The sequence below is a fragment of the Rhizobium sp. ZK1 genome (assembly GCF_047782645.1).
Lineage (GTDB): Bacteria > Pseudomonadota > Alphaproteobacteria > Rhizobiales > Rhizobiaceae > Rhizobium.
In genome coordinates this window covers 3,075,726-3,090,297 of sequence record NZ_CP180586.1, presented here as the reverse complement: position 1 = coordinate 3,090,297, position 14,572 = coordinate 3,075,726, and the positions used below count along the sequence as shown (strand labels likewise).

General features: G+C 60.3%; 11 protein-coding genes. 9 read left to right on the top strand and 2 right to left on the bottom strand.

Annotation, left to right across the window (positions count from 1 at the left end; all coding sequences use genetic code 11):
• Positions 1–34: 34 nt before the first annotated feature.
• The 7 genes from ACK9YZ_RS15905 (at position 35) to ACK9YZ_RS15875 (ending at position 6,685) form a co-directional block, all read left to right on the top strand.
• A complete protein-coding gene (locus ACK9YZ_RS15905) occupies positions 35–937 on the top strand; it encodes a branched-chain amino acid ABC transporter permease (RefSeq protein WP_037104538.1) in 903 nt (300 codons plus the stop codon).
• Between the two features lie 3 nt (positions 938–940).
• The gene (livM, locus tag ACK9YZ_RS15900) at positions 941–2,338 is read left to right on the top strand and encodes a high-affinity branched-chain amino acid ABC transporter permease LivM (protein ID WP_216755601.1); all 1,398 of its coding nucleotides are present in this window, start codon (positions 941–943) and stop codon (positions 2,336–2,338) included.
• Complete coding sequence (locus ACK9YZ_RS15895) at positions 2,338–3,204, top strand: ABC transporter ATP-binding protein (protein ID WP_216755600.1); 867 nt, start codon at positions 2,338–2,340, stop codon at positions 3,202–3,204. Before livM ends, ACK9YZ_RS15895 begins: the two co-directional genes overlap by 1 nt.
• Positions 3,204–3,935, top strand: coding sequence for an ABC transporter ATP-binding protein (locus tag ACK9YZ_RS15890; RefSeq protein WP_216755599.1), 732 nt, complete (start codon positions 3,204–3,206; stop codon positions 3,933–3,935). The genes ACK9YZ_RS15895 and ACK9YZ_RS15890 overlap by 1 nt, the downstream gene beginning before the upstream one ends.
• Before the next feature lie 25 nt (positions 3,936–3,960).
• Positions 3,961–4,314: a DUF6867 family protein gene (locus ACK9YZ_RS15885; protein ID WP_216755598.1), complete on the top strand. Its 354-nt coding sequence runs from the start codon at positions 3,961–3,963 to the stop codon at positions 4,312–4,314.
• Positions 4,315–4,432: 118 nt separating this feature from the next.
• Positions 4,433–5,554 (top strand): branched-chain amino acid ABC transporter substrate-binding protein, encoded by a 1,122-nt coding sequence (locus ACK9YZ_RS15880; protein WP_216755597.1) that lies wholly within the window; start codon positions 4,433–4,435, stop codon positions 5,552–5,554.
• A 162-nt stretch (positions 5,555–5,716) separates the two neighbouring features.
• Positions 5,717–6,685 carry a 2-hydroxyacid dehydrogenase gene (locus ACK9YZ_RS15875; RefSeq protein WP_416064463.1) on the top strand — a complete coding sequence of 323 codons (969 nt, stop codon included), beginning with the start codon at positions 5,717–5,719 and terminating at the stop codon, positions 6,683–6,685.
• A 15-nt stretch (positions 6,686–6,700) separates the two neighbouring features.
• On the opposite strand, the gene ACK9YZ_RS15870 is transcribed toward ACK9YZ_RS15875, so the two are convergent.
• Both ACK9YZ_RS15870 and ACK9YZ_RS15865 read right to left on the bottom strand, forming a co-directional pair.
• A complete protein-coding gene (locus ACK9YZ_RS15870) occupies positions 6,701–7,612 on the bottom strand; it encodes a response regulator transcription factor (RefSeq protein WP_216755595.1) in 912 nt (303 codons plus the stop codon).
• Positions 7,605–10,988 (bottom strand): ATP-binding protein, encoded by a 3,384-nt coding sequence (locus ACK9YZ_RS15865; protein WP_416064462.1) that lies wholly within the window; start codon positions 10,986–10,988, stop codon positions 7,605–7,607. The genes ACK9YZ_RS15870 and ACK9YZ_RS15865 overlap by 8 nt, the downstream gene beginning before the upstream one ends.
• Positions 10,989–11,166: 178 nt before the next feature.
• Between ACK9YZ_RS15865 and ACK9YZ_RS15860 the strand changes: the two genes are divergently transcribed.
• Together ACK9YZ_RS15860 and urtA are read left to right on the top strand one after the other, a co-directional pair.
• Entirely contained in the window at positions 11,167–13,071 is a 1,905-nt protein-coding gene (locus ACK9YZ_RS15860) for a phosphatase PAP2 family protein (protein ID WP_416064461.1), read from the top strand.
• 183 nt (positions 13,072–13,254) lie between these two features.
• Positions 13,255–14,547, top strand: a complete 1,293-nt coding sequence (gene urtA, locus ACK9YZ_RS15855) for an urea ABC transporter substrate-binding protein (protein WP_416064460.1) — start codon at positions 13,255–13,257, stop codon at positions 14,545–14,547.
• Positions 14,548–14,572 lie beyond the last annotated feature (25 nt).

Sequence of the window (14,572 nt, the reverse complement as noted above, 5' to 3'; positions counted from 1 at the left end):
TTAAAATTTGGTTCGCATCCAGGGGAAATGACATATGGAGTATTTCGTCCAGCAGCTCTTCAATGGGCTGACTCTCGGATCCATCTATGGCCTTGTGGCTATTGGCTATACGATGGTTTACGGCATTATCGGCATGATCAACTTCGCCCATGGCGACATTTTCATGCTCGGTGGCTTCGCTGCTCTTATCGTCTTTCTCGTTCTCACATCCATCTTCGCAGGTCTTCCGGTAGCCGTGCTGCTGCTGGCGATGCTTGTGGTCGCGATGCTGATGACGAGTTTGTGGAATTGGACGATAGAGCGCGTCGCCTACCGCCCGCTGCGCGGCTCATTCCGCCTGGCACCGCTGATTACCGCGATCGGCATGTCGATCACGCTGTCGAACTTCATCCAGGTCACGCAGGGTCCGCGCAACAAGCCGATTCCACCACTCGTCGGCACGGTTTATAATATCGGCGGTCTCTCGATCTCGCTGAAGCAGATCATCATCATTGTCGTGACCGTCGTTCTGCTTGCTGCCTTCTGGTATCTCGTCAACAAGACGGCACTCGGACGTGCTCAGCGCGCGACCGAACAGGACCGCAAGATGGCCGCCCTTCTGGGCGTCAATGTCGACCAGACCATCTCGATTACCTTCATCATGGGTGCGGCACTCGCAGCTGTCGCCGGCACGATGTACCTGATGTATTATGGTGTCGCGTCGTTCAATGATGGTTTCATCCCGGGCGTCAAGGCCTTCACTGCGGCCGTTCTCGGCGGCATCGGCTCACTGCCGGGCGCTGTTCTCGGCGGGCTGATGATCGGTCTCATCGAATCCCTGTGGTCGGCCTATTTCACCATCGCGTACAAGGATGTCGCTACCTTCGCCATTCTTGCATTCGTGCTGATCTTCAAGCCGACGGGCATTCTCGGCCGGCCGGAAGTCGAGAAGGTATAAGTCATGGCAAACATCGACACTTCCGCTGGCAAGTCCGACGCCGGGCTTGTCCAGAAGGGGCTTAGGGAAGCCTTCTTCTCCGGCCTCATCGCACTTGGCCTGTTCGTCCTCTATGTCGGTCTCGGCACGCAGCAGAACATCAACAACGAGTTGATCGTCGTTCAGCGTTGGGGATTGTTGGCCATTTTCGTGCTGGTTGCTGCCATCGGCCGTTTCATCATGGTCGTTTTCGTCAGGCCGCATCTTGATCAGCGCAAGCTTTCGAAGGCGCGTCATGGTGAACTGGAGATCTCGACGGAGAAAGGTTTCTTCCGGACGCATTTCCTGAAGATCGCCCTGCTGTTCCTGGTGGTTTATCCGCTGCTGACAGCCTATTTCCTCGGTCCGCAGGGCGCGCTGAAGTGGGTGGACAATTTCGGCATCCAGATCCTGATCTACGTGATGCTTGCCTGGGGTCTGAATATCGTCGTTGGTCTCGCCGGTCTGCTCGACCTGGGCTATGTCGCCTTCTACGCAGTCGGCGCCTATTCATATGCGCTGTTGTCGGCCCATTTCGGGTTGTCCTTCTGGGTGCTGCTGCCGCTCGCCGGTATTTTTGCCGCTCTCTGGGGCGTTATTCTCGGCTTCCCCGTGCTGCGCCTGCGCGGCGACTATCTGGCGATCGTCACGCTTGCCTTCGGTGAAATCATTCGCCTCGTCATCATCAACTGGACGGAAGTGACCAAGGGTACCTTCGGCATCTCCGGGATCGCCAAGGCTTCGGTCTTCGGTATCTGGACCTTCGATGTCGGCAAGGCGAACAACTTCACCAAGGCCTTCGGCCTGCCGTCATCATCGGCCTATTACAAAATCTTCTTGTTCTACGTTATCCTGGCGCTCTGCATGCTGACCGCCTATGTGACGATCCGGCTGCGCCGCATGCCGATCGGTCGTGCGTGGGAAGCGTTGCGCGAGGACGAAATTGCCTGCCGCTCGCTCGGCATCAACACGGTGACGACGAAGCTGACGGCTTTCGCGACCGGCGCGATGTTTGGTGGCTTCGCCGGCTCCTTCTTCGCCGCACGTCAGGGCTTCGTCTCGCCGGAATCCTTCGTGTTCCTGGAGTCGGCTGTCATCCTCGCGATCGTCGTTCTCGGCGGCATGGGCTCGCTGACGGGCATTGCGATCGCCGCCGTCGTCATGGTCGGCGGTACGGAAGTGCTCCGCGAAATGGACTTCCTCAAAGTCGTCTTCGGACCGGAGTTCACGCCTGAACTCTACCGCATGCTGCTCTTCGGCCTTGCCATGGTCATCGTCATGCTGTTCAAGCCGCGCGGTTTCGTCGGCTCCCGTGAGCCGACTGCCTTCCTGAAGGAACGTAAGGCCGTATCCGGAAGCTTTACCAAGGAGGGCCATGGTTGATGAGCCCCGTCGAGAATACGATGTCGAATGACACTTTGCTCAAGGTCGAGCACCTGTCGATGAAGTTCGGCGGCCTGATGGCCATCAACGACTTCTCCTTCGAGGCCAAGCGCGGCGAAATCACCGCGTTGATCGGCCCGAACGGTGCGGGCAAGACGACCGTCTTCAATTGCATCACCGGTTTCTACAAGCCGACGATGGGCATGATTACGTTGACGCAGAACAGCGGCAAGCAGTACCTTCTCGAGCGCCTGCCGGACTTCCGCATCACCAAGGAAGCCAAGGTTGCCCGTACTTTCCAGAACATCCGCCTGTTCTCGGGCCTCACCGTTCTGGAAAACCTGCTGGTCGCCCAACATAATAAGTTGATGAAAGCGTCGGGCTACACGGTGCTCGGCCTGCTCGGCATAGGTCCCTACAAGAAGGAAGCGGCAGCAGCCATCGAGCTTGCACGCCACTGGCTGGAGAAGGCCGACCTTATCGACCGTGCCGACGATCCGGCCGGCGACTTGCCTTACGGCGCCCAGCGTCGTCTGGAAATCGCTCGCGCCATGTGCACCGGTCCGGAGCTGCTTTGCCTCGACGAGCCGGCTGCCGGTCTCAATCCGCGTGAATCGGCAGCGCTCAATGCTTTGCTGAAAGGGATTCGCACCGAAACCGGCACCTCTATCCTGCTCATCGAGCACGACATGTCGGTGGTCATGGAAATTTCCGACCACGTCATCGTTCTGGAATACGGCCAGAAGATTTCCGACGGAAACCCCGACCACGTGAAGAACGACCCGAGGGTTATTGCAGCCTATCTTGGTGTCGAGGATGAAGAAGTCGAAGAGGTCATCGCGACCGTAGAAGGGGGCGCAATCTGATGGCGGCCGGAGAACAGCTTCTCAAGGTCCAGGGCGTCGAGACCTATTACGGCAATATTCGCGCGCTCGCCGGCATCGATGTTGAGGTAAAGAAGGGTGAAATCGTCAGCCTCATTGGCGCGAACGGCGCCGGCAAGTCGACGCTGATGATGACGATCTGCGGCAGCCCGCAGGCCCGTACCGGCTCGATTGTCTTCGACGGTCAGGATATCACCAAGCTGCCGACGCATGAGATCGCGCGGTTACGTATCGCTCAGTCGCCCGAAGGACGACGCATCTTTCCGCGAATGACCGTGCTGGAAAATCTCCAGATGGGCGCCGGTCTCGATAATCTCAAATACTTTCATGAGGATGTGGAAAAGATTTTCTTTATGTTCCCGCGTCTTAAGGAGCGTCAGTCGCAGCGTGGCGGCACGCTTTCAGGTGGCGAACAGCAGATGCTTTCGATTGGCCGCGCGCTGATGGCGCGCCCGAAGCTGCTGCTGCTCGACGAACCGTCGCTCGGCCTCGCTCCGCTGATCGTGAAAGGCATCTTCGAAGCTATCAAGATGCTGAACGAGAAGGAGGGGCTGACCGTCTTCCTCGTGGAGCAGAACGCATTCGCAGCGCTCAAGCTGTCACACCGGGCCTATGTGCTGGTCAACGGCAAGGTAACGATGAGCGGCAGCGGCAAGGAACTGCTTGCTAATCCTGAGGTGCGTGCTGCCTATCTCGAAGGCGGGCGGCATTGATCGCGGCAGAAGGGAGAGTTTGATTATGCAGGGACTTTTCTTCGAAAGCGACAACGGCGTGAAGCTCGTCATCCGAGCTCTCGTTGTGCTCATCGGTTTCTGGACGGCGTGGCGTGCCGGCAGGGCGGTTGCGGACGGCTGGAACAACTATCCGCTGGTCGTCTTCTATACGTTCCTGCTCGCATGGGCGATGCAGTTCCTGCATCATGCGCTGTTTAACGGCCCAATGCTCAGCGCCCTCTTCTATATTATCGATTTCGTAACTTTGCTGATCTTCTCGACAGCCGGGTTCCGCTATCGCCGTACCAATCAAATGGTCAACAACTATTACTGGCTGTACGAAAAAACTTCCGCGTTTTCGTGGAAGGAGAAACATTGACAGCCCGTTGAAACTAGGCATGAATTGCCTTCAGAGCGGAACAGCTTTCCCGGCGCAGTCAAAGGTGGGGTTTGCGTCGGGCCTTGGAAGAACCCGCCCAAAAATTGGGAGTAACAATATGAAGAAGTCTCTCTTGTCAGCGGTGGCACTGACGGCGATCGTCGCTTTCGGCGGCATCGCACGAGCTGACATCCTTGTCGGCGTTGGCGGCCCGCTGACGGGTCCAAACGCTGCATTCGGCGCGCAGCTGCAGAAGGGTGCCGAGCAGGCAGCTGCTGACATCAACGCTGCTGGCGGTATCAACGGCGAGATGATCAAAATCGAGCTCGGCGACGACGTTTCTGACCCGAAGCAGGGTATCTCCGTTGCCAACAAGTTCGTTGCTGACGGCGTGAAGTTCGTTGTTGGCCACTTCAACTCGGGCGTTTCGATCCCGGCTTCGGAAGTTTATGCCGAAAACGGCATTCTCGAAATCACACCGGCTGCTACCAACCCGGTCTTCACCGAGCGTGGCCTTTGGAACACCTTCCGCACCTGCGGCCGCGACGACCAGCAGGGCGCCATCGCCGGCAAGTATCTGGCCGACCACTTCAAGGACGCCAAGATCGCCGTCATTCACGACAAGACTCCTTATGGCCAGGGCCTCGCTGACGAAACCAAGAAGGCTCTGAATGCCGCTGGCGTCACCGAAGCCATGTACGAAGGCGTCAACGTCGGCGACAAGGACTTCTCGGCCCTCATCGCAAAGATGAAGGAAGCCGGCGTTACCATCATCTATTGGGGCGGTCTGCACACCGAAGCCGGTCTCATCATCCGCCAGTCGGCCGACCAGGGCCTGAAGGCAGCGCTCGTTTCGGGTGACGGTATCGTCTCGAACGAACTTGCTTCCATCGCTGGTGACGCCGTTGCCGGTACGCTGAACACCTTCGGCCCGGATCCGACGGTCAACCCGGCCAACAAGGACCTCGTCGCGAAGTTCAAGGCTGCCGGCTTCAACCCGGAAGCTTACACGCTCTATTCCTACGCCGCGCTGCAGACGATCGCTGCTGCTGCCAAGGCTGCCGGTTCTACGGACGCTGAAGCCGTTGCTGCGGCCATGAAGGAAAAGGGTCCGTTCCCGACCGTTCTCGGCGACATCTCCTTCGACGAAAAGGGCGACCCGAAGCTTCCGGGCTACGTCATGTATGAATGGAAGAAGGGCGAAGACGGCAAGTACAGCTACTTCCAGAAGGCCGACTAATTTCAGCTTCTGGCAGTGATGCCTCTCATGGAAGCCCGGTCATCGACCGGGCTTCTTTCGTCTTGCCCAGCGGCATCGGATTGGTGCTCGTCAACTCAAAGACCATTCCATTCCCGGCCGGCATGTCCTAAGCCAAAGGCAAAGGATGGAGGAACCAGATCGATGCCCAGACCCCGCATTCTCGTCACCCGGCGCTGGCCTGCCGCGGTTGAAGCCGTGCTCGCCGAGCGTTTCGACGTAACGTTCAATACGGATGATGTGCCGCTCGGCGAAAACGAGCTGCGTCAGGCGCTGGCGGATTATGATGCGGTGCTGCCGACCGTCTCCGACAAGCTGCCGGCAGCGGTCTTTGCGGGTGATCTCCGCACGAAGATCCTCGGCAATTTCGGGGTCGGCTTCAATCATATCGATATCGCCACAGCCAAGGCGAGGGGCATCGCGGTGACGAATACGCCGGGCGTGCTCACCGATTGCACCGCCGATATTGCCATGCTGCTCCTGCTGTCCGTCGCGCGCCGCGGCGGAGAGGGCGAGCGGCAGGTGCGTGCTGGCGAATGGAAGGGCTGGTGCCCGACGCATATGATCGGCACGAAGGTGACCGGCAAGACTGTCGGTGTCATCGGCTTCGGGCGGATCGGCAAGGCTTTTGCACAACGCTGCCATTTCGGCTTCGGCATGGATGTCGTGTTCTACAATCGCTCACAGGTCGATCCGGCTGAAGCGGCGCGCTACGGCGCACGTCAGCTTGCTTCGGTGGAGGCGGTGCTCGCGACTTCCGATTTCGTTTCCCTGCATTGCCCTGGAGGAGCGGAAAACCGGCATCTGATGAATCCGGCACGGTTCGCGGCAATGAGGCGTGGCGCTTTCCTCATCAACACTGCGCGGGGTGATGTGGTCGATGAGACGGCACTGATTGCCGCACTTGCCAACGGCACGATCCGGGGCGCAGGGCTCGATGTCTACGAGGCGGAGCCGCAAGTGCCGGAAGCGCTGCGGCGGATGGAAAATGTCGTCCTGCTGCCGCATCTTGGCAGCGCGACGGAGGAGACGCGCACGGCGATGGGGATGAAGGTCGTAGAAAATGTGACTGAATTCTTCGAGGGGAGGGACGTGCCGGATCGTGTGGCCTGAGGCCTTCCGGCATCCTCACATCTCATGCAAGACATGCGCCGCCTTCACGGCGGCGGATGCCCTGTTTTCGACGCCAAGCTTCACATAGATCTGTTCGAGGTGCTTGTTCACCGTGCGCGCGGACAGGCCGAGAATTTCGCCGATATCGCGATTGGCCTTGCCCTTGGCGATCCACATCAGCACTTCGGACTCGCGCTGCGTCAGTGAAAAATGCCGACGCAGGACTTCGTCGTCGCTGCGCTGGTTGGCAGCCGTCAGGCGGAAGAGATATTCGTCGGGGCCGATGGCGCCGAGGAAGGCGAGCTGAAGAGCGGCCTGACCGACATGAGCGATGGAGATGAGGGCGTCACGCGCGGCAGTGGCACGCTCCTTCATCCAGGTGCCGATTGTGCGGGAGACGACCTCCATGCCATCGTCGCTTCCCATGGCGGCATTGACGAGGCGGGTGGCCTGTGGCGTGGACCAATGGATCGCGCCATTGCCCTTCACGGCCAGCAAGTGACGGCCGGCGGCATCGAGCGCCACGCGCGCGCTTTGGGCCGAGCGGGCGTTGCGCAGATGAACGCGAATGCGGGCACGCAGTTCATCGATGTTGATCGGTTTCGACAGGTAGTCGACTCCGCCCGATTCCAAGGCATGTACGACATGCTCGGTTTCGGTCAGCCCCGTCATGAAGATGACGGGTACCTGGGCGACGGCGGCATTGGCCTTCAGCCTGCGGCAGGTTTCGAAACCGTCCATCGAAGGCATGACCGCATCTAGCAGGATGAGATCCGGCGTGATACGCTCAACGATGTTGAGCGCGGCCGAGCCTGATGTGGCGATCAGCACGGAAAAGCCAGACTGTTCCAACGCGTCGGTCAAAAAGCCGAGCGCTTCGGGCGAATCGTCAACCAAGAGAACGATGTCGCGAGGAAGCTCAGCCAACGGTTTCACCCTTTTCTTCGAATTTGTGCAGGAAATCCATGAAGCCGGCGAGATCGAAAGCGGCGACATAGGAGCGGAGTTCCTCGGTGAATGGCTGATTTGCCTCCACTTTGGCAAGGTCGGCGAGCTTGGCTTCTATGCCCCTGATGTAGCCGATCTCGCCAAGCCGCAGCAGTTCCTGCAGATGTGCAGTCCCCGGGCTTTTCAGCGATATGGCTGCAGGTGCCGGAGCCGGCACCTGATCGTCGGCATAGAGCCACTTCAGGCCGAGATGCAGGGCCAGCTTATCGCGCAGTTGTTTGATATCGACCGGCTTGCCGATCGCATCATTGTGGCTGTCGTCGCTGTCGCTGTGAGCGGCTGCGTCGCCGATATTGGCTGACAGCATCACGATCGGCGCGGCGCTTCCCGTCTCACGCAGCCGGGAAACGAGCTGCCAGCCGTTCATGCCTGGCATGGAGATATCGACGAGGAAGAGATCTGGCTCGATGCCTTCGACGAGCGTCAGGCAGTCCAGGCCGCTTGCTGCCGTCAGCACGATGAAATCGAGCGGCACCAGGATCTCGCGCATCATCTCGCGATGATCCTCGTTGTCATCAACGACGACGACCGTGCGGCGTGGGCCGTCATAGCTGACGATCTTCTTTTCCTGCGGCGGAGCGGCAGGGCGCATCACGGCCGACAGCATCAGGCGGACACGGAAGGTCGAGCCTCTGTCCTTTTCGCTGTCGACCGCGATTTCGCCGCCGAGCGTGTTGGTCAGAAGGCGGGTAATGGTCAGGCCAAGCCCGAGGCCGGGCATGGGCCGCACGCTTTCTGCTTCACCGCGCTGGAAGGGTTCGTAAATGCGCGTCAGATCCTGTTCGGCGATGCCACGGCCGGTGTCGGAGACGGTAAAGGTCGCGACCTGGCTGCGGTAGCCGACATCGAAGGTGACGCTGCCTTCATCGGTGAATTTGATCGCATTGGAGAGCAGGTTGACGAGGATCTGGCGCAGTCGTTTTTCGTCGGTGCGCACGAATTGCGGCAGGGCCTGCGAGCGTTCGTGAATGAAGGACAGGCCTTTCGCCTGCGCCTGCGGCCGGAACATATCGACGATCTGGTCGAGGAAGTCCTGGATGTTGATCTCGTTCGAATAGACCTGCAGGCGGCCGGCTTCTATTTTCGAGATGTCCAGAAGGCCATCGATCAGGCCGGAAAGATGCTCGGCGCTGCGGCGGATGACCTTGATGGAGGATTGGCGCGGGGCGGGGATCGTCTCGTCGCGTTCGAGGATCTGGGCGTAACCGAGGACAGCATTCAGCGGCGTGCGCAGTTCGTGGCTCAAGCCCACAACGTAGCGGCTCTTGGCGCGGTTGGCGGCTTCGGCCGTTTCCTTGGCGGTCTGCAGGGCTGCGTCGGTCTTCTTGTGAGCGGCAATTTCCTTGAGCAGAAGCGTGTTCTGGCGGGAGGATTCCTCCTCGGCAACGACGCGGCTGTCATGGGCGAGCACATAGAACCAGCAGGCAATGCCGGCGATAACAGAGAAGACGAAGAAGACGATCAGGATGGTGCGGTTGACGACTTCGGCAGTCTCCGGCGAGGCCGAGGCCACCTGATGGGCGATCATCGCAAGGATCGCGCCCACGGCCGTCAGTGCCAGTGCCACAGCAATGCCGTAGCGGCCGAGGCGGGTCGTCAGTTTCTGGACGATGGTTTCCGGCAGCAGGGTCTTTGCGACGGCGCCGACCTGCGCGTTGAGGCGGGCGTTCGGCTTGCACATATCGTGGCAACGGCTGTCGAGCGAGCAGCAGAGCGAGCAGATCGGCGCGGCATAGGCCGGGCACCACGCCATGTCTTCGGGCTCGAAGGGGTGCTCACAGACGGAGCAGGTGATGGTCGTCAGGTTCTTCCAGGCATGGCGCGGCTTGCGGGCGAGGTAGAACTTGCCCTTGGTTGCCCAGGCGAGCGCAGGCGAGGCGACCAGCGCGATCACAAGCGTGATGTAAGGGGCAAGCGAGGCGGCGATCGAACCGAAGGTGCCGAAATGGGCAATCAGCGCGATGCCGGCCGACAATGTCATGGCGCCCAGGCCGACCGGATTGATATCGTAGAGGTGGGCGCGCTTGAATTCGATACCGGGAGGGGCAAGGCCGAGCGGCTTGTTGATGAAGAGATCGGCCGAGATGGTGCAGAGCCAGGCCATGGCGATGATCGAGAAGATACCGAGCGTTTCTTCAAGCAGCCGATAGATGCCGAGCTCCATCAGCAGCAGGGCGATCGCCACGTTGAAGACCAACCAGATAACGCGGCCGGGATGGCTGTGCGTCAGACGCGAGAAGAAGTTCGACCAGGCGAGCGAGCCGGCATAGGCATTCATCACATTGATCTTCAGCTGCGAGACGACCACGAAGGCGACCATGAGCAACAGGGCGGCATTGTGCCAGGGGATCATATAGCCGAAGGCAGTCAGGTACATCTGTGCCGGGTCGGCGGCCCGGTCGACCGGCACGCCGGATGTGAAAGTCAGCACGACGAGAAATGAACCGGCCAGCAGTTTCGGTGCGCCGATGATGACCCAGCCGGGACCGGCGAGGAAAACGGCGAGGCGGTGGCGCCATTTGCGCTGCGGATCCGGCGGCAGGAAGCGCAGGAAGTCCGCCTGTTCGCCGATCTGCGACATGAGCGCGAGGATGACGGCGGAGGCCGCGCCGAATTCCACAAGATTGAAATCTGCGACCGTGCCGGGCGGGCCGGAGGCATGGCGGATGCCCGCAAAAGCGCGCCAGACATCGAATTGCTGCCAATCCATCAGGGCGATGAAGATGAAGGGCAGGATATTCAGGACGATCCAGAAGGGCTGGGTCATGAGCTGGAACCTGCTGATCAGCCGCACGCCGTGGGTGACGAGCGGGATCACCATGACGGCGCTGATGATGTAGCCGATCCATAGGGGTATGCCGAGCGTCAGTTCCAGTGCGCCCGACATGATCGAGGCCTCGATTGCAAACAGCATGAAGGTGAAGCTTGCATAGATCAGCGAGGTGATCGTCGAGCCGATGTAACCGAAGCTCGCGCCGCGCGTCAGCAGGTCGATATCGACGCCGTGGCGGATGGCATAGCGGCTGATTGGCAGACCGATCGCGAGCATGGCGATGGAGGCGACGATGATGGCGAAGAAGGCGTTGGTCGTGCCGTAGGACAGCGTGATGGCGCCGCCGATCGCTTCCAGCGCCAGGAAGGAAATGGCGCCGATCGCTGTTTGCGAGATGCGCTGGGAGGAGAAGCGTCGGGCGCTCTTTGCGGTGAAACGCAGCGCGTAATCTTCGAGCGTCTGGTTGGCGACCCAGCGATTATATTCGCGTCTCACCGGAATGATGCGTTGGCGCGCTGTCATGCCCTCTTTCCGGCGTTCCGGTCAGCTTATCGTCTCCGAGCCACTTTTGGCGGGATGGGCGGGAAAGGCAAGAGGCGGAACGCCGACAGATTCACAGAACGGCAATATTTTTGAAACTGGTCTGTCACATAAGGGCTCTAACTCTCCCGCCGTCCGTTCAACCATCTCGGGTATCACCATGTCTGTTGCAAGCCTTTGCCGCCTGAGCACCGCGCTCGTCTGCCTTCTTTCGATCGTGCCATCGCTTGCCGCTGCCGAGCAGGCAACGGCGGCGAAAGCGCCTTATTCGGAGGCCGGAAACACCAACAAGCGCGGCGATGCCTGCTTCTCGACAGTGGACACCAATGCCGCCGTCCATCTTCTCTCCGGCTTCCTCGACGTATGGACGCCGCGCACGCCATTCGTCGATGCCGGCGTAGAGGCCCCAGCCAAGGACAATTGCCCCGCGGTTGCCAAAACGGATTGGGACGGCATTCCCTTCAGCAAAACCGACGGCCAGGTCGTCAACAAGCTCGTCCACGATGCGAATATCGCTTATGTCGTCAAGGCGACGAAGGCGCGGACGGCCGAACAGGCGGTAGCCGCCTATCTCGACGATCGCCGCGGCAAGAATGCCAGCATCGTCGATGGCCTCGGCCCGCTGATGGATGCTTGGAAGGCGGGCTCCAAGCAGACCACGACGATCACTGAGGTCGCGGCCGATGCGAAGACGGTCAAACATGACGACAAGGGCAACAATCGCGGCGCCGGCAGCAAGCCGGACGCGGAAAACAAAACCGACGCCAATCCGGACATGGGGCTTGCAATCGACTTCATCAACGCCGCAAGCGGTGACGGTTCGACGGAGCCTGCAAAGCGTTATTTCAAATATGGCCGTCCCTACCGCTGGAGCCAGGAGGTGTCGGTGGTGCCGACGCTTGAGCCCGCCAAGAGCGGGAAGCCGGTCGAGGACGGTGGCTTCCCGAGCGGGCACACGGCGGAGGCCTGGCGGGATGCGCTCGCCATGGCCTATCTCGTGCCACAGCGCTTCCAGGAAATGATCACGCGCGCCGCCGAACTGGGCGAAGACCGTATCCTTGCCGGCATGCATTCTCCGCTCGACGTGATGGGCGGTCGCATGCTCGGCACCGCCACGGTCGTCTATAATCTGAACAAGGCCGACAACGCCGCGCTGAAGAGCGATGCTTACGCCCAAGCGCAGTCATGGCTCATTGCTAAATCGGGCGTTGCGGATGCGGGCGCTCTCGAAGTCGTGGCTCATGCAGCGCCGCTCGCCGCAGACCGTTTCGCTGATCATTACGCCAACCGCGCTTACGTGCTGCAGCGCCTGAGCTACGGCCTGCCCACCATCCATGGGACCGACCAGCCGGCCCGCGTGCCGCAAGGAGCCGAAGCGCTTCTCGAAACGCGTCTGCCCTATCTCGACGGCGAGCAGCGCCGCGACGTGCTTGGCACGACGGAGATCGCCTCTGGCTATCCGCTGCTCGATGATGCTGAAGGCTACGGTCGCCTCAACCTGTTTGCCGCCGCAGACGGCTATGGCGCCTTCGATCAGGACGTGACCGTGACGATGGATGCCGCAAAGGGCGGCTTCAATGCGATCGATACCTGGCGCAACGATATTGGCGGCAAGGGCAAACTGGCGAAGCGTGGTAGCGGCATTCTCGGCCTTTCCGGCGTCAACAGCTATGCCGGCGGCACGGTGCTGGAAGAAGGCGTGCTGGTGGCAGGCTCGCCCTCGGCCTTCGGCACCGGCGGACTGTCCGTGAAGGGCGGTTCTCTCGTCCTGGCGGCCGATAAGCCCCTCACCGTGGGCGGTGATTACCAGCAGCTCGCCAATGCCGTGGCGAAGCCGACGCTCGGCGCCGACGGCGCGGGCACCCTGATCATCGCGGGCAATGCGGCGCTCTCCGGCGACCTCGACGTCACACTTGCCCCGGGCTACGCCCCGGCGCCCGGAACGAAGATCGAGATCCTGAAAGCGGGAGCCGTCACCGGCATTTTCGACAGGTTCACCATTTCCGGCCACAAGGCGACCCTTTCCTATGGCCCGACATCGGTCACCTTGACGATCGGCGGATAATATCGAACTGGCAGGGCGTCCTCCGCGGGATGCCCTGTCTTGTCTTTACCTGCCCGTTTGCCCCTGCCGCCTACGTCATTTTGCGTATGTGTTTTTGCGTTGCAGCACCCGATAGTTCTTTAAGCAACAGTTAATCTCCGTTTCCGGCCCTGTTGCGGAACAAGAAGAGGGGAGTTCAACCAGATGAATCTCAAATCCACTATTACAGGCGCAGCACTCGGCGCGGTCATGGCCGCATCGGCCGCCTTCCACGGTGCGGTTGCCGCCGACGACACGATCAAGGTCGGCGTTCTGCACTCGCTTTCCGGCACGATGGCGATTTCCGAAACCACGCTGAAAGACGCCATGCTGATGCTCATCGACGAGCAGAACAAGAAGGGCGGTCTCCTCGGCAAGAAGCTCGAAGCCGTCGTCGTCGATCCGGCTTCCGACTGGCCGCTCTTTGCCGAAAAGGCCCGCGAGCTGATCGAAAAGGACAAGGTTGCGGCCGTTTTCGGTTGCTGGACCTCCTCTTCGCGCAAGTCGGTCCTGCCGGTTTTCGAAGAGCTGAACTCGCTGCTCTTCTACCCGGTCCAGTACGAGGGTGAAGAATCCTCCCGCAATATCTTCTACACGGGTGCCGCTCCGAACCAGCAGGCGATCCCGGCCGTCGACTACCTGATGAACACTGAAGGCGTGAAGCGCTTCGTGCTCGAAGGCACCGACTATGTCTATCCGCGCACGACCAACAAGATCCTGGAAGCCTATCTCGAATCCAAGGGCATTCCGAAGGAAGACATCCTGATCAACTATACGCCGTTCGGTTTCTCCGACTGGCAGACGGAAGTCTCCAAGATCAAGGAATTCGGTGCGGCCGGCAAGAAGACGGCCGTCGTCTCCACCATCAACGGTGATGCCAACGTTCCCTTCTACAAGGAACTCGGCAACCAGGGCGTCAAGGCAACCGATATTCCTGTTGTCGCCTTCTCGGTCGGCGAAGAAGAGCTTGCCGGTCTCGACACCAAGCCGCTCGTCGGCCACCTGGCCGCCTGGAACTACTTCGAATCGGTCGATACGCCGATCAACAAGAAGTTCATCAAGGAATGGCATGCTTACACAAAGAACGACAAGCGCGTGACCAACGACCCGATGGAAGCTGCCTATATCGGCTTCAATGCCTGGGTTAAGGCCGTTCAGGCTGCCGGCACGACCGATACGGATGCGGTTCTCGACCACATTATCGGCGTCTCTGTTCCGAACCTCTCGGGCGGCACGGCGACCGTCATGCCGAACCACCACATCACCAAGCCGGTGCTGATCGGTGAAATCCAGGCGAACGGCCAGTTCGAAATCGTCCAGCAGACCCCCGCAGTCGTCGGCGACGAATGGTCCGATTTCCTGCCGGACTCCAAGGACCTGATCTCCGATTGGCGCAAGCCGATGAACTGCGGCAACTTCAACGTTGCTACCGGCAAGTGCGGCGGCAAGGGGTCCTGAGTTCGCCTGTCCGACATGAGCCATT

Excerpts from the sequence above, each read along its gene's own strand:
- ACK9YZ_RS15865 (WP_416064462.1), bottom strand. The coding sequence starts at position 10,988 with ATGACAGCGCGCCAACGCATCATTCCGGTGAGACGCGAATATAATCGC.
- ACK9YZ_RS15890 (WP_216755599.1), top strand. The coding sequence starts at position 3,204 with ATGGCGGCCGGAGAACAGCTTCTCAAGGTCCAGGGCGTCGAGACCTAT.
- ACK9YZ_RS15860 (WP_416064461.1), top strand. The coding sequence starts at position 11,167 with ATGTCTGTTGCAAGCCTTTGCCGCCTGAGCACCGCGCTCGTCTGCCTT.
- ACK9YZ_RS15905 (WP_037104538.1), top strand. The coding sequence starts at position 35 with ATGGAGTATTTCGTCCAGCAGCTCTTCAATGGGCTGACTCTCGGATCC.
- livM (WP_216755601.1), top strand. The coding sequence starts at position 941 with ATGGCAAACATCGACACTTCCGCTGGCAAGTCCGACGCCGGGCTTGTC.
- ACK9YZ_RS15885 (WP_216755598.1), top strand. The coding sequence starts at position 3,961 with ATGCAGGGACTTTTCTTCGAAAGCGACAACGGCGTGAAGCTCGTCATC.
- ACK9YZ_RS15880 (WP_216755597.1), top strand. The coding sequence starts at position 4,433 with ATGAAGAAGTCTCTCTTGTCAGCGGTGGCACTGACGGCGATCGTCGCT.
- ACK9YZ_RS15875 (WP_416064463.1), top strand. The coding sequence starts at position 5,717 with ATGCCCAGACCCCGCATTCTCGTCACCCGGCGCTGGCCTGCCGCGGTT.
- ACK9YZ_RS15895 (WP_216755600.1), top strand. The coding sequence starts at position 2,338 with ATGAGCCCCGTCGAGAATACGATGTCGAATGACACTTTGCTCAAGGTC.
- urtA (WP_416064460.1), top strand. The coding sequence starts at position 13,255 with ATGAATCTCAAATCCACTATTACAGGCGCAGCACTCGGCGCGGTCATG.